A 20,605-nucleotide genomic window follows, 5' to 3' on the forward strand; every position below is an offset into this window, starting at 1 on the left:
CGCGCGTCTCGGGCTGGGTCTCGGCCTGGCTGCTCACGTCCGCCACGGTATCGCAGGACCTCGCCGCCGCTCGTGCGCACGCGCCCGCGCGCCGCGTTCCCGGCGTCCGGCCGTCGGACGGCCGCCGGACGACCGGCGAGCGGCCCGGTCAGCCCAGCGCGCGAGGGTGCGCGGCGGCGTACACCTCGCGCAGCGTGTCCGGCGTGACGAGCGTGTAGATCTGGGTCGTGGTCACCGACGCGTGCCCCAGGAGCTCCTGGACCACGCGCACGTCGGCGCCGCCCGCGAGCAGGTGCGTCGCGAACGAGTGCCGCAGCGTGTGCGGCGAGATCCGCTCCGGGTGGTCGATCCCCGCGCGCTCGGCGGCGGTGCGCAGCACGGCCCACGCGCTCTGCCGCGACAGGCGCGCGCCGCGCGTGTTGAGGAAGACGGCGGGCGTGCCGCGACCGTGCGCGGCCAGCCCCGCGCGCCCGCGCACCAGGTAGGCGTCCAGCGCGCGCCGCGCGAACGAGCCGACGGGCACCACGCGCTCCTTGCCGCCCTTGCCGAGCAGGCGGACGGCACCGGTCCCGAGGTCGAGGTCGTCGACGTCGAGGCTCACGGCCTCCGAGATGCGCGCGCCGGTCGAGTAGACGAGCTCGAGCAGCGCGCGGTCGCGCAGGGGCCCGGGGCCGTCGCCGACGCCGGAGGCCTCGAGGATGCGCGCGACCTCGTCGGTCGAGATCGCCTTGGGCAGCCGCCTGCCCTGGGCGGGCGGGCGCACGTCGGCGGACGCGTCGGCGTCGGCCAGGCCCTCCGCCGCGCAGAAGCGGTGCCAGCCCCGCACGGCGGCCACGGACCGCGCCGTGGAGGCGGGCGAGAGGCTCGCCCCGCCGTCGGCCCCGGTCCGCAGCGCGGTGACGTACGCCGCGACGTCGTCCGCCTCGACCTCGCGGACGGCGTGGTTGCCCCGGGAGGCGAGGAACGCGACGTAGCGCGCGAGGTCACGCCGGTAGGCGGCGACGGTGTTCGCGGACAGGCCGCGCTCGACGGCGAGGTGCGCGAGGTACTCGCGCGCGGCGCGGTCCAGCGCCTCGGGCACGTGCGCCTCGCCGGAGCCCATCGTCCTACCGTCCTCCCGGCACGGCCGGGCTCACAGCGGGAGGAAGACGTCGACCGCCACCGCGACGAAGAGCAGGGTGAGGTACGTGATCGAGGCGTGGAAGACCTTCATCTCCCCGACCTTGCCGCCCTTGCCGGCGGCCTTGTCCCGGGCGCGGCGCAGCATGGTCACGCACGAGGACAGGAACCAGACCCCGAGCACGGTGGCGACGACGCCGTAGACCCAGGTCATGCCGGCGAGCGGCCACAGCGCGAGCGACGAGGCGACCATCGCGACGCCGTAGACGATCATCTCGCGCGCGACCCTGCGGTCGTCCGCGACGACCGGGAGCATCGGCACGCCGGCGTTGGCGTAGTCGCGCTTGAACTTCATGGACAGCGGCCAGTAGTGCGGCGGCGTCCAGAAGAAGATGACGAGGAACAGCGCGAGCGCGGCCCAGCTGAGCGACCCGGTGACGGCCGACCAGCCGATGAGCACCGGCATGCAGCCCGCGATGCCGCCCCAGACGATGTTCTGCGGCGTGCGGCGCTTGAGGATCATCGTGTAGCCGACGACGTAGATCGCGATCGCCGCGAACGTCAGCCACGCCGAGACCACGTTGACCAGGAGCGCGAACCAGACGAGCGACACGACGCCGAGGACGGTCGCGAACACGAGCGCGGCCCGCGGCGTCACCTCGCCCGTGACGAGCGGGCGCCGCTTGGTGCGGTTCATGACCTCGTCGATGTCGCGGTCGAGGTAGCAGTTGTAGACGTTCGCCGAGGCGGCCGCGAGCGTGCCGCCCACGAGCGTCGCGAGGATGAGCCCGATGCCTGGCAGCCCGCCCTGGGCCAGGATCATCGTCGGGACCGTGGTCACGAGGAGGAGCTCGATGATGCGCGGCTTGGTCAGCGCGACGTAGGCGCCGAGGCGCTCGCGCAGGGCGAGGGTCGCGCGCGCGGCCTCGGCCGTCGGGGCGACGGAGGTCGCGGGGCTCGTCGGCGAGGACGGCTGCTGGGTCGACGCGGCACCAGACGGGCTTCCGGTCCCGTCGATCGGTGCCTGGCTCGTGGTGTGCACGCGCTTCGGTGTTCCGTTCTGAGGTGGGGGGCGAGCTGGGGACGGACCGCCGGTCGTCCTCGCTCATCGTACGTCCCCGCCTGTGCCGGGGCCGACCGGACGGGCCGGGCGATTGTGTGACATCCGACCGAAATCCAGCACGTGGGCACCGCCCGGGCACGAACGGCGTCCGCGTATAGGCTGGACCTGCAACCGTCCCGCGTCGGACCGCCCGTCAAGACCTGTGGCCCGCGGACGACGTGACCGGCACCGGGCCGCCCCGCCCCCTGAGGCGTGAGGTCGGGAAATGTTCAACGGTTGTTTCGAGTTGTCGCGAGGATCCGGGGCGCGCGCTCCGGACGGGAATGAGGTTCGGTGAACGCGTTGTCCCCTGCTCACACGCCCCTGGACTGGACGGACCTGGACGACCGGGCCGTCAAGACGATCAAGGCGCTCGCCGCCGACGCGGTGGAGAAGGTGGGCAACGGCCACCCCGGCACCGCGATCTCGCTGGCGCCGGCCGCCTACCTCCTGTTCCAGAAGGTCATGCGCCACGACCCGTCGGACGACCACTGGGTCGGCCGCGACCGGTTCGTGCTCTCGGCGGGCCACTCGTCGCTCACGATCTACCTCCAGCTCTTCCTCGCCGGGTACGGCCTGGAGATGGCGGACATCGAGGCCCTGCGCACGTGGGGCTCCAAGACCCCCGGCCACCCCGAGTACAAGCACACCCGGGGCGTCGAGATCACGACCGGCCCGCTCGGCCAGGGCCTCGCGTCCTCCGTCGGCATGGCCTTCGCGGCCCGCCGCGAGCGCGGTCTGCTGGACCCGTCGACCGCCCCGGGCGAGTCGCCGTTCGACCACCACGTCTACGTCATCGCGTCCGACGGCGACCTGCAGGAGGGCGTGACGAGCGAGGCGTCCTCGCTCGCCGGCCACCAGCAGCTCGGCAACCTCGTCGTCATCTGGGACGACAACAAGATCTCCATCGAGGACGACACGGACATCGCGTTCACCGAGGACGTCCTCGCGCGCTACGCGGCGTACGGCTGGCACACCCAGCGGGTCGACTGGACCAACGGCGGCACCGGCTACGCGGAGGACGTCGACGCGCTGCACGCCGCGATCGAGGCCGCCAAGGCGGAGACCGGCAAGCCGTCGATCATCGCGCTGCGCACGATCATCGGCTACCCGTCGCCGACCAAGCAGAACACCGGCGGCATCCACGGCTCGGCCATGGGCGCCGACGAGATCAAGGGCCTCAAGATCGAGCTCGGCCTCGACCCCGAGGCGAGCTTCGCGATCGACGACGAGGTGCTCGCGTACACGCGCGCCGTCGGCGAGCGCCAGGGCGACGCGCGCGCGGCCTGGGACACGGCCTTCGCGGCGTGGAAGACGGCGAACCCGTCGGGCGCCGAGCTGCTCGGCCGCCTCGAGAACCGCGAGCTCCCGGCCGGCTGGGAGGACGCGCTGCCGACGTTCGAGGCGGGCAAGGCCGTCGCGACGCGCTCCGCGTCGGGCAAGGTCCTCACCGCGCTCAAGGACGTGCTGCCCGAGCTGTGGGGCGGCTCGGCCGACCTCGCCGGCTCGAACAACACGACCATGGACGGCGAGCCGTCGTTCGTGCCCGTCGAGCACGCGACCAAGAAGTTCCCCGGCCACGAGTACGGGCGCACGCTGCACTTCGGCATCCGCGAGCACGCCATGGGCGCGATCCTCAACGGCATCGTCCTGCACGGCGGCACGCGCGCCTACGGCGGCACGTTCCTCCAGTTCAGCGACTACATGCGCCCCGCGGTGCGCCTCGCCGCGCTCATGGAGATCCCGACGACGTTCGTGTGGACGCACGACTCGATCGGCCTGGGCGAGGACGGCCCGACGCACCAGCCCGTCGAGCACCTCGCCGCGCTGCGCGCCATCCCGGGCCTCGACGTCGTCCGCCCGGCCGACGCGAACGAGACGTCGTGGGCCTGGCGCACGATCCTCGAGAACACCGAGCGCCCGGCGGGCATCATCCTCACGCGCCAGAACGTCCCGACGTTCCCGCGCGGCACCGAGGGCTACGCCGACGCCTCGGGCACCGCCCGCGGCGGCTACGTGCTGCTCGACACCGACGGCACGCCCGACGTCATCCTCATCGGCACCGGCTCCGAGGTGCAGCTCGCCGTCGAGGCGCGCGAGATCCTCGCGGGCGAGGGCGTGCAGGCGCGCGTCGTTTCCCTCCCGAGCCGCGAGTGGTTCGACGGTCAGGACGCCGCCTACCGCGAGTCGGTCCTGCCGGCCGCCGTCCGCGCGCGCGTGTCCGTCGAGGCGGGCGTGGCGCAGGGCTGGCGCGAGCTCGTCGGCGACGCCGGCCGCTCCGTGAGCCTCGAGCACTACGGCGCCTCGGCCGACTACCAGGTGCTGTACCGCGAGTTCGGCATCACGTCCGAGGCCGTCGCGACGGCGGCGCGCGAGTCGATCGCCGCGGCGCGCGGCGACGACGCCCCGGGCGCCGCGCCGACGCCGTCGGAGGGTGGCACTGGCGACCAGCGCTGACCCTTCGTAGATTCCGAGGTGGGGCCGTGCGCGGCCCCACCTCGGGCTGCCCCGGGGAGCCACGCACGCCCCGGGGCGCACGCCCGCAGCGAGAGCACCACCGAGAGGAAGTCCGATGACGCAGTCCCCCACCGTCCCCGGCCCCATCGAGCAGCTCACGGGAGCGGGAGTGTCGATCTGGCTCGACGACCTCTCCCGAGAACGGCTGCGCACCGGCAACCTCGCCGACCTCGTGGCGACGCGCGGCGTCGTCGGCGTGACCACGAACCCCACGATCTTCGCGTCGGCGCTCGCGAAGGGCGACGCCTACGACGCCCAGCTCGCCGAGCTCGCGCCCGCCGGCGTGGACGACGCGGCGGTCGAGGCCGCCGTCGAGCGGATCACGACGGACGACGTGCGCGCCGCCGCGGACCTGCTGCGCCCGGTCTACGACGCGACCGACGGCGTCGACGGGCGCGTGTCGATCGAGGTCGACCCCCGCCTCGCGCACGACGCCGACAAGACGGTCGTCACGGCCGAGCGGCTGTGGGCCACCATCGACCGGCCCAACGTCTACATCAAGATCCCCGCGACGGTCGCCGGGCTCGACGCGATCTCCCGCACCCTCGCGCAGGGCATCAGCGTGAACGTGACGCTCATCTTCTCGCTCGCGCGCTACCGCGCCGTCATGGACGCCTTCGCGATCGGGCTCGAGCAGGCGCGGGCGGACGGCATCGACCTCGCGCCCGTCGGCTCCGTCGCGTCGTTCTTCGTCTCGCGCGTGGACACCGCGGTGGACGCCGCGCTCGAGAAGGTCGGCACCCCGGAGGCGCTCGACCTGCGCGGGCAGTCCGCGATCGCGAACGCGCGCCTCGCGTTCGAGGCGTACGAGGAGTTCCGCCAGACCGACCGGTGGCGCTCGCTCGCCGCGTCCGGCGCGCGCCCGCAGCGCCCGCTGTGGGCCTCGACCGGCGTGAAGAACCCCGAGTACCGCGACACGATGTACGTCGACGAGCTCGTCACCGACGGGATCGTCAACACCATGCCCGAGGCGACGCTGCAGGCGTTCGCCGACCACGGCGTCGTCACGGGCGACACGGTCACCGGCACCGCCGCCGCCTCCCGCCGCACCCTGGAGACCGTCGAGTCCTTCGGCGTCTCGCTCGTCGAGGTCACCGACCGCCTCGAGGAGGAGGGCGTGCGCAAGTTCGAGGACAGCTGGACCGACCTCCTCGCCACGACGCGCGACGGCCTGCGCGACGCCGCCGGCTCCTGACCCACCGACGCGTGCCCGCCCCGGCGGGCACGCGTCCGACCTGCGGGAACGACGGCGCGCCAGCGCGAGCCGCCCGTATCATCCGCACACGCCTCAGTCCTTCTGCAGTCCTCCCGACCCCTCCTCGAAACGGAACGGTGCCACCAGGTGAGACCGGCCAAGATCACGCCAGAGCACAACCCGCTGCGCGACCCCCTCGACCTGCGCCTGCCCCGGATCGCGGGCCCCTGCGGGCTCGTCATCTTCGGCGTCACGGGCGACCTCGCCCGCAAGAAGCTCATGCCCGCGGTGTACGACCTGGCCAACCGCGGCCTGCTCCCCCCGGGCTTCGCGCTCACAGGCTTCGCGCGCCGCGACTGGGAGGACCAGGACTTCGCGCAGGTCGTGCACGACGCCGTCAAGGAGCACGCGCGCACGCCCTTCCGTGAGGCGACGTGGCGGCAGCTCGCCGAGGGGATCCGGTTCGTGCAGGGCACGTTCGACGACGAGGACGCCTTCGAGCGCCTGCGCGAGACCGTCGAGACGCTGGACGCCGAGCGCGGCACGGGCGGCAACCACGCCTTCTACCTCTCGGTGCCGCCGAGCGCGTTCCCGGTCGTGTGCCGGCAGCTCTCCCGCTCCGGGCTCTCCCGCTCCGAAGGAGACGCCTGGCGCCGTGTCGTCATCGAGAAGCCCTTCGGCCACGACCTCGAGAGCGCCCGCGAGCTGGACGCCGTCGTGTCGGAGGTCTTCCCGCCCGACTCGGTGTTCCGCATCGACCACTACCTCGGCAAGGAGACGGTCCAGAACCTCCTCGCCCTGCGCTTCGCCAACCAGATGTTCGAGCCCATCTGGAACGCCAACTACGTGGACCACGTGCAGATCACGATGGCCGAGGACATCGGCATCGGCGGCCGCGCGGGCTACTACGACGGCATCGGCGCCGCGCGCGACGTCATCCAGAACCACCTGCTCCAGCTCCTCGCGCTCGTCGCGATGGAGGAGCCCGTGTCGTTCGACGCGCCGTCGCTGCGCGCCGAGAAGATCAAGGCGCTGTCGGCCGTGCGCCTGCCGCGCGAGCTGTCCAAGCACACCGCGCGCGGCCAGTACGCCGCCGGGTGGCAGGGCGGCGAGGAGGTCATCGGCTTCCTCGACGAGGACGGCATCCCCGCGGACTCGACGACCGAGACCTACGCCGCGATCCGCGTGGACATCGACAACCGCCGCTGGGCGGGCGTCCCGTTCTACCTCCGCACGGGCAAGCGCCTCGGGCGTCGCGTGACCGAGGTCGCCGTCGTCTTCAAGAAGGCCCCGCACCTGCCGTTCGAGACCTCGCAGGCCTCCGACCTGGGCAACAACGCGCTCGTCATCCGCGTCCAGCCCGACGAGGGCGTGACGATGCGGTTCGGCGCGAAGGTCCCCGGCACCGCGATGGAGGTCCGCGACGTCACGATGGACTTCGGGTACGGGCACGCGTTCACCGAGTCCTCCCCCGAGGCCTACGAGCGGCTCATCCTCGACGTGCTGCTCGGCGACCCGCCGCTCTTCCCGACGCGCGAGGAGGTCGAGCTCTCGTGGAAGATCCTCGACCCGATCACCGCCCACTGGGCCTCCCGCGGCACGCCCGACCAGTACCGGTCCGGCACGTGGGGGCCCGAGTCGGCCGACGCGATGCTCGCGCGCGACGGCCGCTCGTGGCGGCGCCCGTGACGGCCGCCGCCCCGGCGCCGGCCCCGCGGAGCGCGGCGCCCCTGAGAGAGACCCCCCGACCCCGTCGTGCGCCGCAGGGCCGCACGACCTCCCGACCGGCGAGGACCCCGCGATGATCATCGACCTGCCCGACACGACGACGAACGCGGTGAACAAGCGCCTCGTGCGGCTGCGCGACGAGGGCGGCGCGATCGCGCTCGGCCGCGTCCTCACGCTCGTCGTCATCGCGCGCGAGTCCGACGTCGAGACGTCGATCGAGGCCGCGAACGACGCGAGCCGTGAGCACCCGTGCCGCGTCATCGTCGTGGCGCCGTCCGGCCGGAGCACCGTCCCGCACCTCGACGCCCAGATCCGCGTGGGCGGCGACGCCGGCGCGTCCGAGGTCGTCGTGCTGCGGACCGCGGGGCCCCTGCTCGAGCACGCCGACACGCTCGTCATGCCGCTCCTGCTCCCGGACGCGCCGATCGTGGTGTGGTGGCCGGGCCAGCCCCCCGCGTCGGTCGACGACGACCCGGTCGGCGCGATGGCCCAGCGCCGCATCACCGACTCGATCACGTCCAAGGACCCCGAGGCGACGCTCGCGCAGCTCGCGACGACGTACGGCCCCGGGGACTCCGACCTCGCGTGGGCGCGCGTGACGCTGTGGCGCGGCCTCATCGCCGCAGCGCTCGACCAGCCGCCGTACGAGCCGGTGACGAACGTCCTGGTCGAGGGGCAGGCGAAGCACACCTCGCTCGACCTGCTCGCGGCGTGGCTCGGCTCTCGGCTGCGCTGCCCCTCGCAGGTCGTGCGCCGTCGCGGGGCCGAGGCGATCACGCGCGTCACGCTCGAGCGCAAGAGCGGGCCGATCATCCTCGACCGCCCCGACGGGCGCATCGTGACGATCAGCCAGCCGGGCAAGCCCGACCGCCGCGTCGCACTGCCCATCCGGACGCTGAGCGAGGCCCTCATCGAGGAGCTGCGCCGCCTCGACCCGGACGAGATCTACGGCGAGGTGCTCACCAAGGGCCTGCAGAAGGTGGGCGCGTGACCGCCGCCCGGCCCGGCGACGCGCACGCGTCGCACGGGCGTCTCGTGGTCGTCCACCCGGACGCGGACGTCCTCGCCGAGGCCGTCGCGTCGCGGCTCGTGACGCGCCTGCTCGACGTGCAGTCGGTGCGCAGCCCGGTGCACGTCGTGCTCACCGGCGGCACCGTCGGCATCGCGAGCCTCGCGGCGCTCGAGCGCCACCCGGCCCGCGACGCCGTCGACTGGTCGGGCGTGCACCTCTGGTGGGGCGACGAGCGCTTCCTGCCCACCGGGGACCCGGACCGCAACGAGACGCAGGCGCGCGACGCGCTGCTCGCCCACCTGCCTCAGCTCCCGGCCGAGAACGTGCACCCGATGCCCGCGGCCGACGTGGCGGCGACCCCCGAGGAGTCGGCCGCGGCGTACGCGGCGACGCTCGCCGGGCACGCGCCGGACGGTGCCGAGGTGCCCGCGTTCGACGTGCTCCTGCTCGGGATGGGACCCGACGGCCACGTCGCGTCGCTCTTCCCCGGGCACCCGGGGCTCGACGTGACGGGCGTCCCGACCGCCGGCGTCCACGGCTCGCCCAAGCCGCCGCCGGAGCGCGTGACGCTGACCTTCGAGGCCGTCGCGCGAGCCCGTCAGGTGTGGGTCGTCGCCGCGGGCGCGGAGAAGGCACCGGCCGTCGCGTCGGCGCTCGGCGGAGCCCCGGCGTCCGAGACCCCGGCGGCCGCGGTCAGCGGCACCGAGCGCACGCTGTGGCTCGTCGACGCCGCGGCGGCGGGCACGCGGGACGCCGACCGATGACGGCCGGCGGCGAGCACGTGGACCCCACGGCGACGTGGGACGCGGTCGACGCGTACTTCGGCCCGCTCGTGGGCGAGGACGACGTGCTCGCCGCCGCCGGTGCGAGGGCGCGCGCCGCCGGCCTGCCGGAGATCCAGGTCTCCCCCGCGCAGGGCCGGTTCCTCCAGCTCCTCGCGCTCGCCTCCGGCGCGCGCCGGGTGCTGGAGGTCGGGACGCTCGGCGGCTACTCGACGATCTGGCTCGCCCGCGCGCTGCCGCCCGACGGCGCGCTCGTCACGTGCGAGATCGACGCCGCGCACGTCGCGGTCGCGCGGGAGTCCCTGGCCGAGGCCGGTCTCGCGGGGATCGTCGACGTCGTGCTCGGCCCGGCCGCGGACACGCTGCGGGGCCTCGTCGACGAGGGCGTCGAGCCGTTCGACCTCGCGTTCGTCGACGCCGACAAGCCGTCGAACCCCGTCTACCTCGACCTCGCGCTCCGGCTGTCCCGCCCCGGCACGCTGATCGTCGTGGACAACACCGTCCGCGGCGGCGCCGTCGCCGACGCGGGGAGCACCGACCCGAACGTGCGCGGGGTGCGGGAGATGGTCGACCGCGTCGTCGCGGACCCGCGGCTCGACGCCACGGCCCTGCAGACCGTGGGGTCCAAGGGCTACGACGGGTTCGTGCTCGCGCGCGTGCGCTGAGCCGACGGCGAGGCGAGCGGCTCGGCCTCGGGCTCAGCGCGCCCGGTCAGCGACCGCGGCGGGCACGCAGCGCGGCGAGCGCCTCGTCGAGGATCGCGACGCCGTCCTCGTCGCTGCGACGCTCCTTCACGTAGGCGAGGTGCGTCTTGTAGGGCTCGTTGCGCGACGGCGTCGGCGGGTTCTCCCGGTCCTGCCCGGCCGGGAACCCGCAGCGCGGGCAGTCCCAGGTCTCGGGCGCCTCGATCTCCGCCTCCGAGGAGAAGCTGGGTCGCGTCTCGTGGCCGTTCGCGCACCAGTAGGAGACCCAGAAGCGCGGCGCGATCTCGCCGCGCTCGGACTCCCCGAGCGGTCCCGCCCCGACGCGCGACCCGCGGATCGCGTTACCACCTGCCACGTGCTCTCCCCCGTCCATGCCGTCGTCGGCACTCGATCCTGCCCGTACCGCGCCGTCCGGCGCGGCTGCCCCCTGCCGACTCCGCGAGCCCTGCTCGACCCCGGGACGCCCTCACAGGGCGCCCGAGGTCGACGTCAGCTCACCTTCTGGAGCAGCCCCAGGAGCACGATGACGACCGCCCAGACGAGGGCGAACGCCACGGTGATCCGGTTGAGGTTGCGCTCGGCGACGCCGGAGCTGCCCACCGAGCTCGAGATCCCGCCGCCGAACATGTCGGAGAGGCCGCCGCCCTTGCCCTTGTGCATGAGCACGAGCAGGGTGAGGAAGCCGCTGGAGAGGACCAGCAGGATCTGGAGGATGATGCGCAGCACGTCCACGAGTACGTCCTTGAGGCTCAGGGCCGTCCCGACCGATGTCGAGCGCGACCGCACGGTTGTCGTGCGCAGGCGTGACCTGCTGCACAGGGGACAAGAGTAGGCGACGGGGGGCCGCTGCGGCCAACCCCGGCCGGGGGCGTCTCACGCCACGGGCCGACGGCCCCGGGATCCGCTCCCGGGGCCGTCGGTGCGAGGGTCTCGCGGAGGTCAGGCGCCGGTCGCGTGCGACTGGTAGCGCGCGATCTTGGCGAACTCCTCGGGGTCGAGGCTCGCGCCGCCGACGAGCGCGCCGTCGACGTCGGGCTGCGCCATGATCGCGGCCACGTTGGACGACTTCACGGAGCCGCCGTACAGGATGCGCGTCGCGTTCGCGAGGTCGGCGTCGTACAGGTCGCCCAGGGCGCCGCGGATGGCACCGCAGACCTCCTGCGCGTCCTCCGGCGTCGCGACCTCGCCCGTGCCGATGGCCCAGACGGGCTCGTACGCGATGACGAGCGTCGCGAGCTGGGCGGCGGGGATGCCCGCGAGGGCGCCCTCGACCTGGGCCAGCGTGTAGGAGATCTGCTCGCCGGCCTTGCGCACGTCCAGGCCCTCGCCCACGCACAGGATCGGGGCGATGCCCTGACCCACGGCGGCGACGATCTTCTCGTTGACCTGCGCGTCGGTCTCGGCGTGGTACTGCCGGCGCTCCGAGTGGCCGATCGCGACGTAGCTCGCGCCGAGCTTGGCGAGCATCGTCGCCGAGATCTCGCCCGTGTACGCGCCCTCGAGGTGCGCGGACACGTCCTGGGCGCCGTACTTCAGCTCGAGCTTGTCCGCGTCGACGAGCGTCTGCACCGACCGGAGGTCGGTGAAGGGCGGCAGCACGGCGACCTCGACGGCCGCGTAGTCGTGCTTCGCGTCCTTGAGGGTCCACGCGAGCTTCTGCACGGTGTGGGTCGCCTGGTGGTGGTCCAGGTTCATCTTCCAGTTGCCCGCCATGAGCGGGGTACGGCTGTTCGCCACGGTCCTTCTTCTCTCTGTGGGGGTCGCACCGCCCGCGCACGACGTGCCGCGGGCGGTGCGTGAGGATGGTTCGGGAGGGGCGCTCAGCCCTCGAGGACGGAGATCCCCGGCAGGTCCTTGCCCTCGAGGAACTCGAGGCTCGCGCCGCCGCCGGTCGAGATGTGGCTGAAGCCGGACTCGTCGAAGCCGAGGATCCGGACCGCGGCGGCCGAGTCGCCGCCGCCGACGATCGTGAACGCGCCGTTCGCGGTCGCGTCGACGAGCGCCTGGGCCACGGCACGCGTGCCGCCCGAGAACGCCTCGAACTCGAACACGCCCGCGGGCCCGTTCCACACGACCGTCTTCGCGTCGACGATCTTGCTGGCGAAGAGCTGGGCCGACTCGGGGCCGATGTCGAGGCCGATCTTGTCCGCCGGGATCGCGTCCGCGGCGACGACCTCGTGCGGGGAGTCCGCGGCGAACGCGTCCGCCACGACGATGTCGGTCGGCAGGACGATCTCGACGCCGTTCTTCTCCGCGTCCGCGAGGTAGCCCTTGACCGTGTCGATCTGGTCCTCCTCGAGGAGGGACTTGCCGACGCCGTAGCCCTTCGCCGCGAGGAACGTGAAGACCATGCCGCCGCCGATGAGCAGGCGGTCGGCCTTGGTGAGCAGGTTCGCGATGACGCCGAGCTTGTCCGAGACCTTCGAGCCGCCGAGCACGACCGCGTACGGGCGGGCCGGGTCCTCCGTCGCCTTGCGCAGCGAGTCGACCTCCTTGAGGACGAGCTCGCCCACGGCGGACGGGAGCACCTGGGCGACGTCGTAGACCGACGCCTGCTTGCGGTGCACGACGCCGAAGCCGTCGGAGACGAACACGTCCGCGAGCTGGGCGAGGTCCTGGGCGAGCGACTGGCGCTCCGCGTCGTCCTTGGACGTCTCGCGCGGGTCGAACCGGATGTTCTCGAGCAGCGCGACCTCACCCTCGCCGAGCGCGGCCACGGTCTCGCGCGCCGAGTCGCCGACGACGTCCTGCGCGAGGTGGACCGGCACGCCGAGCAGCTCGCCCAGGCGGGCCGCGACGGGCGCGAGCGAGTACTTCGCGTCCGGCTCGCCCTTGGGGCGGCCCAGGTGCGCGGTGACGATCACCTTCGCGCCGGCGTCGGTGAGCTTCTTCAGCGTCGGCAGCGCCGCACGGATGCGGCCGTCGTCCGTGATGGTCGTCCCGTCGAGCGGGACGTTGAAGTCGGAGCGGACGAGGACGCGCTTGCCGCGCAGGTCGCCCAGGGAGTCGATCGTGTTCATGCGGTCTCCTACGGTTCGGTCGCCGTCGTACGGGGCGCCTGCCGAGGACCGGCCGGGCCCGCACATGAGGACGTCCGCGTGCGCGTCACCGGGCGGTGCCGGGACGCGCACGCGGACGCATGGTTGCTACGCAGGGTCGTGCTGCGTCAGCAGGTCGCTCAGAGCTTGTCGCCGACGAGCTGCGTCAGCGCGACGAGGCTGTTCGAGTAGCCCCACTCGTTGTCGTACCAGGAGACGACCTTGACCTGGTCGCCGATCACCTTGGTGAGCTTCGAGTCGAAGATGCTCTGGTGCGGGTCCGTCACGATGTCGCTCGAGACGATCTCGTCCTCGACGTAGGACAGGATGCCCTTGAGCGGGCCCTCCGAGGCAGCCTTCACCGCGGCGTTGACCTCGTCCACCGTGACCTCCTTGGAGGCCGTGAACGTGAGGTCCGTCGCCGAGCCCGTGATGACCGGCACGCGCAGCGCGAAGCCGTCGAGCTTGCCCTTGAGCTCCGGGAGGACGAGCGACACGGCCTTGGCCGCACCCGTCGAGGTCGGGACGATGTTCTGCGCGGCGGCGCGCGCGCGACGCAGGTCGCGGTGCGGGCCGTCCTGCAGGTTCTGGTCGCCCGTGTAGGCGTGGATCGTGGTCATGAGACCACGCTCGATGCCGATCGAGTCGTTGAGCGCCTTCGCGAGCGGGGCGAGGCAGTTCGTGGTGCACGACGCGTTCGAGATGATGTGGTGCGCGGCCGGGTCGTACTGGTCCGAGTTCACGCCGACGACGAACGTCGCGTCCTCGTTCTTCGCCGGGGCGGAGATGATGACCTTCTTGGCGCCGCCGTCGATGTGCGCCTTCGCCTTGGTCGCGTCCGTGAAGAAGCCGGTCGACTCGATGACGATGTCGGCGCCCAGCTCGCCCCAGGGGAGGTTCGCGGGGTCACGCTCGGCGAGGGCACGGATCTTCTTGCCGTCGACGATGATGTTGTCGTCGTCGAAGTCCACGCTCAGCGGGAAACGGCCGAGGACCGTGTCGTACTTGAGCAGGTGCGCGAGCGTCTTGTTGTCCGTGAGGTCGTTGACGCCCACGATCTCGATGTCGGCGCCCGACGCCACGATGGCGCGGTAGAAGTTCCGTCCGATACGACCGAAGCCGTTGATACCGACGCGGATGGTCACAATGCCCTCCTCAGGGCGCGCCGGTTGTCCCGACGCACACGGTTGATGCCGAACGATCACGTACGCCGTCGTACGCAGGTGGTGATCGCGCCCGTGCCCCGCTGCCCGGGATCCCGGCACAGCACCCTCCGTGCCCGTGGACCGTCACGGCGACAGCCGGGACCACCCACGCCCACGAGGGGTGTCAGCGAAGGAGCACGTCGTTGTCACCTGACGCATCCGAGCCTATACCAACACCACGACAGCGTGTGACCTGGATCCCACGGTTCGGGACCATCGTCCCGTCGGTGCATGACGTCCAGGTGCCGGGCCGGTCGCCCCGCGGGGCGCCGGGCACGTCGCGGGACGGCGGCTCAGAGGTCGAGCAGCTCGGGGCTCAGCCCCGCCTCGGTGTCCGGGATGCCGAGCTCGGCGGCACGCTTGTCGGCCGTCGACAGCAGGCGGCGGATGCGTCCCGCCACGGCGTCCTTGGTCAGCGGCGGGTCGGCGAGCTGCCCGAGCTCCTCGAGGGACGCCTGCTTGTGGGCGAGCCGGAGCTCGCCGGCCTCGCGCAGGTGGTCGGGCAGGTCCGGGCCGAGGATCTCGAAGGCACGCTCGACGCGCGCGCCCGCCGCGACCGCGGCCCGGGCCGAGCGGCGCAGGTTCGCGTCGTCGAAGTTCGCGAGCCGGTTCGCGGTCCCGCGCACCTCGCGCCGGGCGCGCCGCTCCTCCCAGACGAGGACCGCCTCGTGCGCACCGAGGCGGGTGAGGAGCGCGCTGATCGCGTCCCCGTCCCGGATCACGACGCGGTCGACGCCGCGGACCTCGCGCGACTTCGCGGAGACGCCGAGGCGGCGGGCCGCGCCGACCAGGGCGAGCGCGGCCTCCGGTCCCGGGCAGGTGATCTCGAGCGCCGACGACCGGCCCGGCTCGGTGAGGGACCCGTGCGCCAGGAACGCGCCGCGCCACGCCGCCTCGGCCTCCTCCACCCCGCCGGAGACGACCTGCGGCGGGAGGCCCCGCACGGGCCGCCCGCGCTGGTCCAGGAGGCCCGTCTGGCGGGCCAGCGACTCGCCGTCGCGCACGACCCGCACGACGTAGCGGCTGCTCTTGCGCAGCCCGCCCGCCGACACGACGATGAGCTCGCTCGTGTGCCCGTAGACGTCCGCGATGGTCTCGCGCAGGCGGCGCGCCGCGATCGCCGTGTCGAGCTCGGCCTCGATGACGACGCGGCCCGAGATGAGGTGCAGCCCGCCCGAGAACCGGAGCATCGCCGAGACCTCCGCCTTGCGGCACGAGGTCTTGTCCACCCGCAGTCGAGCCAGCTCGTCCTTCACCTGTGCCGTGAGCGCCATGCGGGACATCCTGCCACCGATGCCGACGCGTCGCGGCGGCGGGCCGGGCGCCCCGAGGGCCGTCCGGCGCGCCCCGGCGCGCGGATCAGCGGGCGGGCGAGCCGACGTCGCCGAGGAAGTCGTCGAACACGTCCCGGTAGGCCGCCGCCAGGCGCAGCGCGTCGTGCCGCGGCGTGCCGTCTCCGCGCCGCACCTGCCGCAGGAGGAGCCGCGCCCCCATGCGCGCGGCCGCTTCCGCGAGCTGCTCGGTGTCCTCGACGGCGGACGGGTCGGCGACGACGGCGTCGATCCGGAGCCCGGGCGCGTGCTTGTGCAGGGCCTCGAGGTGGTCGGTGGCGGAGAGCCCGTACGTCTCCCCCGTCTCGCTCGACAGGTTGAGGGTCACGCAGCGTCGCGCGCTGGTCTCGTGCAGGGCCCGCGCGAGCTCGGGCACGAGCAGGTGCGGCATCACCGACGAGAACCACGACCCCGGCCCGAGCACGACCCAGTCCGCCTCCTCGACGGCCTGGACCGCCTCCGCGCACGCGGGCGGGTCCGCGGGCACGAGCCGGAGCTGCTCGATGCGCCCGTGGGTCACGGCGACGTGGCTCTGCCCGACGACCGTCTCCAGGCGGTCGCCGGTCCGCACGTCGGCCTCGATCCCGAGCGGCACCGCCGCCATGGGCAGCACGCGCCCGCGCGCGCCGAGGAGCTTGCCCACCCAGTCGAGCCCGGCGACCGGGTCGTCGAGGAGCTCCCACAGCGCGACGATGAGCAGGTTGCCCACCGCATGGTTGTCGAGGTCCCCTTCGGACGTGAACCGGTGCTGCAGGAGCGCGCTCCACGTGCGGCCCCACTCCGAGTCGTCGCACAGCGCCGCGAGCGCCATGCGCAGGTCCCCCGGGGGCAGCACGCCGAGCTCGGAGCGCAGGCGCCCCGACGACCCGCCGTCGTCCGCCACCGTCACGACGGCCGTCAGCCGGTCGGACATGAGGCGCAGCGCGGAGAGGCTCGCGGACAGGCCGTGGCCGCCGCCCAGGGCGACGACGGCGGGGTTGCGCTTGGCGACCACCGATCACTCCTTGCCGAGGTCGCGGGCGGTCACGATGACGCGCTGCCCCTGCGCGCGCAGGCGTGCGGCGATCGCCTCGCTGATCGCGACGGAGCGGTGCTTGCCCCCGGTGCAGCCGACGGCGATCGTCACGTAGCGCTTCTCCTCGCCCAGGTATCCGGCGAGGACCGGCTCCAGGGCGCTCACGTACCGGTCGATGAACTCGAGCGCGCCGGGGCGCCCGAGCACGTAGTCGCGCACCGGGGCGTCGCGGCCGGTGAGGTGGCGCAGCTCGGTGATCCAGTACGGGTTCGCGAGGAACCGCACGTCGACCACGTGGTCGGCGTCGAGGGGCAGCCCGTACTTGAACCCGAACGAGACGACGTTGATGCGCAGCGTCTCCGGCGTGCCGTCGGCGACGGCGGCACGGACCTCGCGCGCGAGGTCGTGCACGGTGAGCTCGGACGTGTCGATCACGACGTCGGAGCGCTCCTCGAGGCTCGCGAGCAGGCGTCGCTCCTCGGCCAGGCCGTCGAGGATGCGCCCCTCGCCCTGCAGCGGGTGCGGCCTCCGGACCTGCTCGTACCGGCGCACGAGCACCTCGTCGGACGCGTCGAGGAACAGGATGCGGTAGAACACCCCGTTCTGCCGGAGGTGGTCGAGCACCTCGACGAGGTCGGTGAAGAACTCGCGGCCGCGCACGTCGACGACCGCCGCGATGCGCTCGAGCGCCGAGCCCGACCGGGTCATGAGGTCCACGAGCGGGACGATCATGCGCGGCGGCAGGTTGTCGACGACGTACCAGTCGAGGTCCTCGAGCACGGCGGCGGCCCGCGTGCGGCCCGCGCCCGACATGCCCGTGATGATGAGCACCTCGGCCTCGCGCGCCTCCGGGGGGTGGGTCGCCGCCTCGATCGCGGGGATCCCGCTCGGGACGGTGGTGGGCGAGGGCTCCGGCACGCGGGCGGGCGGCCCCTGCGGGCTGAGGTCCGGGGTCGGCTCCGAGGTCATGGCACCAGCATGCCAGCCGCTCACGCCCGGGCCGCGGCCCCGTCGCCCACCGGAGTGTCCCGCGCGCCGTCCTGCACGTCGTCCTCCACGCCGTCGCGCACGGCGTCCTGCACGGGGTCCGGGCGCACGTCGCCCTCGGCGGGCGACCGCTCCGCGGGGGCCGCGCCCGGGGACGGCTCCGCGGCTCCGCCCAGGGCGGCGACGACGGCGCGCGCCGTGCGCTCGCCCATGCCCCGCACGGTCGCGATCTCCTCGGCGCTCGCCGCCCGCAGGCGCTTGAGCGAGCCGAAGTGCTTGAGGAGCGCGGTGCGCCGTGCCGGCCCCAGGCCGGGGACGTCGTCGAGCGCGGAGGCCGTCATGCCCTTGCTGCGCTGCCTGCGGTGCTGGGCGATGGCGAACCGGTGCGCCTCGTCGCGCACGCGCTGCAGCAGGTAGAGCCCTTCCGACGAGCGCTGGAGGATCACGGGGTAGTCCTCCCCCGGGACCCACACCTCCTCGAGGCGCTTGGCGAGGCCGCACAGCGCGACGTCGTCGATCCCCAGGTCGGCCAGCGCCCGGGCGGCGGCCGCGACCTGCGGGGGGCCGCCGTCGACCACGACCAGGTTCGGCGGGTAGGCGAACCGCGCCCGCTTGTCCACGGGGGCGTCGGCGTCGACCTCGCCGCTGCGCGGCACGTACCCCGCGGCCTCCGCGGCCCGCTCCGCGCGACGGCCCGCGGCGTCGGACCCGGTCGCGACGTCGTCGGCCTCGAGGTCCAGCTCCACCTCGCCCGAGCGCGAGCGGTCGGACAGGTAGCGCTTGAACCGGCGCGTGATGACCTCGTACATCGCCGCGGTGTCGTCCGCGGCCCCGTCGCCGTCGGGCCCGCGCACGGTGAAGTGGCGGTACTCGCTCTTGCGCGCGAGGCCGTCCTCGAACACGACCATCGACGCGACCTGGTACGTGCCCTGGTTGTGCGAGACGTCGTAGCACTCGATCCGCAGCGGGGCGGTGTCGAGGTCGAGCGCCTCCTGGATCTCGCGCAGCGCCTGACTGCGCGTCGTGAGGTCGCCCGCGCGGCGCGTGCGGTGCAGGGCGAGGGCGTGCTCCGCGTTCGCGCGCACGGTGGCGGCGAGCTCCTTCTTGTCGCCGCGCTGCGGCACGCGGACGTCGACGCGCGCGCCCCGCAGGCCGGAGAGCCACGTCGTGACCTGCGCGGTGTCGGGCGGCAGGACGGGGACGAGCACCTCGCGCGGGACGACGTCGCGCGCGCCGGCCCGGCCCTGGCCGGTCCCCGGGTCGGCCGCCGCGGCCTCCTCGGCCGCGCCGTAGACCTGCTGGAGCAGGTGCTCGACCAGCTCCGCGTCGGTCACGTCCTCGACCTTCTCGACGATCCAGCCGCGCTGGCCGCGGATCCGCCCGCCGCGCACGTGGAACACCTGGACGGCCGCCTCGAGCTCGTCGCCGACGAGCGCGAACACGTCGGCGTCGGTGCCGTCGCCGAGCACCACCGCGTTCTTCTCGGTCGCGCGCTGGAGCGCGACGATGTCGTCGCGCAGGCGCGCCGCGGCCTCGTACTCCATCGCGGCGGCGGCCTCGTTCATCTTGCGCTCGAGGCGGCGCACGAAGCGCTGCGTGTCGCCCGCCATGAAGTCGCAGAAGTCCTCGGCGAGCGCCCGGTGGTCCTCGGGCGTGATGCGCCCGACGCACGGCGCCGAGCACTTGTCGATGTACCCCAGGAGGCACGGGCGGCCCGTCTGGTGGGCCCGCTTGAACACGCCCGCCGAGCACGTGCGCACCGGGAAGACGCGGAGCAGGAGGTCGAGCGTCTCGCGGATCGCCCACGCGTGCCCGTAGGGGCCGAAGTACCGGGTGCCGGGCCGCTTGGCGCCGCGCATGACCTGGGCGCGGGGGAACTCCTCCCCCATCGTCACGGCGAGGTAGGGGTAGGACTTGTCGTCGCGGTACTTGACGTTGAACCGCGGGTCGAACTCCTTGATCCAGGAGTACTCGAGCGCGAGGGCCTCGACCTCGGTGCCGACGACGGTCCACTCGACGGACGCCGCGGTCGTCACCATCGTCTGCGTGCGGTGGTGCAGGTTCGCGACGTCCTGGAAGTAGTTCGACAGGCGTGCACGCAGGTTCTTGGCCTTGCCGACGTAGATCACGCGCCCGTGGTCGTCGCGGAACCGGTAGACGCCCGGCGAGGTGGGGATCTCCCCCGGCGCCGGGCGGTACGTCGCGGGATCAGCCATGTTCTCCAGCCTAGGCGAGGCCACCGACGGTGCGGTGGCGGGGGACGTGCGGCGGCCGCCGCAACGCCGGCAAAGACGTGGTGTGACCTGCACCACCGCCCGCTAGGGTGGCGGCCATGAGTGCACAGCACGGGTACGCCGCCACGGTCCGCTGGACGGGCGCGGGCGACAGGGGCACCGCCTCCTACACGGCCTACGGCAGGGACCACGACGTGCTCCTCGAGGGGAGGCCGCCGCTGCCCGGGTCCGCGGACCCGGCGTTCCGGGGCGACCCGACGCGCTACAGCCCTGAGGAGCTGTTCGTCGTGAGCCTCTCGCAGTGCCACATGCTGTGGTTCCTCCACCTCGCCGCGGCGGCGGGTGTCGTCGTGCGGGAGTACGTGGACGACGTCACCGGCACCATGCGCGTCGAGTCCGGCGGCGAGGGGCAGTTCACGGACGTCACGCTGCACCCCCGCGTCGTGGTCGACGACGGCCCGGGGACCGACGAGGAGGCGCTGGCCGCGCTCCACCAGCGCGCGCACGACCACTGCTTCATCGCGCGCTCGGTGAACTTCCGCGTGCTCGTCGAGCCGGCGCCCGCGCGACGGGCCGCCGCCTGAGCACCCCGCCCGCCGTCGTCGACGCCCGCGGCGGCGCGCCGAGGACGCGTCG

General features: G+C 73.6%; 18 protein-coding genes. 7 read left to right on the top strand and 11 right to left on the bottom strand.

Annotation, left to right across the window (positions count from 1 at the left end):
• Positions 1 to 148: 148 nt before the first annotated feature.
• Positions 149 to 1,102 carry a site-specific tyrosine recombinase XerD gene (gene xerD, locus ACFC2L_RS08035; protein ID WP_375823738.1) on the bottom strand — a complete coding sequence of 318 codons (954 nt, stop codon included), beginning with the start codon at positions 1,100 to 1,102 and terminating at the stop codon, positions 149 to 151.
• 30 nt (positions 1,103 to 1,132) lie between these two features.
• The gene (locus tag ACFC2L_RS08040) at positions 1,133 to 2,161 is read right to left on the bottom strand and encodes a heme o synthase (protein WP_375823739.1); all 1,029 of its coding nucleotides are present in this window, start codon (positions 2,159 to 2,161) and stop codon (positions 1,133 to 1,135) included.
• A gap of 354 nt (positions 2,162 to 2,515) precedes the next feature.
• On the opposite strand from ACFC2L_RS08040, the gene tkt reads away from it, so the two are divergent.
• From tkt to ACFC2L_RS08070, 6 genes are all read left to right on the top strand, one after another.
• Entirely contained in the window at positions 2,516 to 4,678 is a 2,163-nt protein-coding gene (gene tkt / locus ACFC2L_RS08045; RefSeq protein ID WP_375823740.1) for a transketolase, read from the top strand.
• A 115-nt stretch (positions 4,679 to 4,793) separates the two neighbouring features.
• Positions 4,794 to 5,933: a transaldolase gene (tal, locus tag ACFC2L_RS08050; protein WP_375823741.1), complete on the top strand. Its 1,140-nt coding sequence runs from the start codon at positions 4,794 to 4,796 to the stop codon at positions 5,931 to 5,933.
• A gap of 147 nt (positions 5,934 to 6,080) precedes the next feature.
• Positions 6,081 to 7,622, top strand: a complete 1,542-nt coding sequence (zwf, locus tag ACFC2L_RS08055) for a glucose-6-phosphate dehydrogenase (RefSeq protein WP_375823743.1) — start codon at positions 6,081 to 6,083, stop codon at positions 7,620 to 7,622.
• Positions 7,623 to 7,734: 112 nt separating this feature from the next.
• The gene (gene opcA, locus ACFC2L_RS08060; protein WP_375823744.1) at positions 7,735 to 8,652 is read left to right on the top strand and encodes a glucose-6-phosphate dehydrogenase assembly protein OpcA; all 918 of its coding nucleotides are present in this window, start codon (positions 7,735 to 7,737) and stop codon (positions 8,650 to 8,652) included.
• Complete coding sequence (gene pgl / locus ACFC2L_RS08065; protein WP_375823745.1) at positions 8,649 to 9,437, top strand: 6-phosphogluconolactonase; 789 nt, start codon at positions 8,649 to 8,651, stop codon at positions 9,435 to 9,437. Before opcA ends, pgl begins: the two co-directional genes overlap by 4 nt.
• Positions 9,434 to 10,120 (top strand): O-methyltransferase, encoded by a 687-nt coding sequence (locus tag ACFC2L_RS08070; RefSeq protein ID WP_375823746.1) that lies wholly within the window; start codon positions 9,434 to 9,436, stop codon positions 10,118 to 10,120. Before pgl ends, ACFC2L_RS08070 begins: the two co-directional genes overlap by 4 nt.
• Positions 10,121 to 10,166: 46 nt before the next feature.
• Here ACFC2L_RS08070 and ACFC2L_RS08075 read toward each other — a convergent pair whose 3' ends face one another.
• The 9 genes from ACFC2L_RS08075 to uvrC form a co-directional block, all read right to left on the bottom strand.
• On the bottom strand, positions 10,167 to 10,514 hold the full coding sequence (locus ACFC2L_RS08075; RefSeq protein WP_047232819.1) for an RNA polymerase-binding protein RbpA: 348 nt from the start codon (positions 10,512 to 10,514) through the stop codon (positions 10,167 to 10,169).
• 134 nt (positions 10,515 to 10,648) lie between these two features.
• Positions 10,649 to 10,891 (bottom strand): preprotein translocase subunit SecG, encoded by a 243-nt coding sequence (secG, locus tag ACFC2L_RS08080; RefSeq protein ID WP_375823747.1) that lies wholly within the window; start codon positions 10,889 to 10,891, stop codon positions 10,649 to 10,651.
• Positions 10,892 to 11,098: 207 nt separating this feature from the next.
• Positions 11,099 to 11,872 carry a triose-phosphate isomerase gene (gene tpiA / locus ACFC2L_RS08085; RefSeq protein WP_375823816.1) on the bottom strand — a complete coding sequence of 258 codons (774 nt, stop codon included), beginning with the start codon at positions 11,870 to 11,872 and terminating at the stop codon, positions 11,099 to 11,101.
• 107 nt (positions 11,873 to 11,979) lie between these two features.
• Positions 11,980 to 13,179 (bottom strand): phosphoglycerate kinase, encoded by a 1,200-nt coding sequence (locus ACFC2L_RS08090; protein ID WP_375823748.1) that lies wholly within the window; start codon positions 13,177 to 13,179, stop codon positions 11,980 to 11,982.
• 158 nt (positions 13,180 to 13,337) lie between these two features.
• Positions 13,338 to 14,342, bottom strand: a complete 1,005-nt coding sequence (gene gap / locus ACFC2L_RS08095) for a type I glyceraldehyde-3-phosphate dehydrogenase (RefSeq protein WP_087472154.1) — start codon at positions 14,340 to 14,342, stop codon at positions 13,338 to 13,340.
• Between the two features lie 353 nt (positions 14,343 to 14,695).
• Positions 14,696 to 15,676: a DNA-binding protein WhiA gene (whiA, locus tag ACFC2L_RS08100; RefSeq protein WP_047232822.1), complete on the bottom strand. Its 981-nt coding sequence runs from the start codon at positions 15,674 to 15,676 to the stop codon at positions 14,696 to 14,698.
• A gap of 85 nt (positions 15,677 to 15,761) precedes the next feature.
• Positions 15,762 to 16,727: a uridine diphosphate-N-acetylglucosamine-binding protein YvcK gene (yvcK, locus tag ACFC2L_RS08105; protein ID WP_375823749.1), complete on the bottom strand. Its 966-nt coding sequence runs from the start codon at positions 16,725 to 16,727 to the stop codon at positions 15,762 to 15,764.
• A gap of 3 nt (positions 16,728 to 16,730) precedes the next feature.
• The gene (gene rapZ, locus ACFC2L_RS08110) at positions 16,731 to 17,717 is read right to left on the bottom strand and encodes an RNase adapter RapZ (protein ID WP_375823750.1); all 987 of its coding nucleotides are present in this window, start codon (positions 17,715 to 17,717) and stop codon (positions 16,731 to 16,733) included.
• Positions 17,718 to 17,737: 20 nt separating this feature from the next.
• Positions 17,738 to 19,951 (bottom strand): excinuclease ABC subunit UvrC, encoded by a 2,214-nt coding sequence (gene uvrC / locus ACFC2L_RS08115; RefSeq protein ID WP_375823751.1) that lies wholly within the window; start codon positions 19,949 to 19,951, stop codon positions 17,738 to 17,740.
• Between the two features lie 116 nt (positions 19,952 to 20,067).
• On the opposite strand from uvrC, the gene ACFC2L_RS08120 reads away from it, so the two are divergent.
• Entirely contained in the window at positions 20,068 to 20,553 is a 486-nt protein-coding gene (locus tag ACFC2L_RS08120) for an OsmC family protein (protein WP_375823752.1), read from the top strand.
• Positions 20,554 to 20,605 lie beyond the last annotated feature (52 nt).

This window comes from Cellulosimicrobium sp. NPDC055967 (assembly GCF_042269845.1).
Lineage (GTDB): Bacteria > Actinomycetota > Actinomycetes > Actinomycetales > Cellulomonadaceae > Cellulosimicrobium.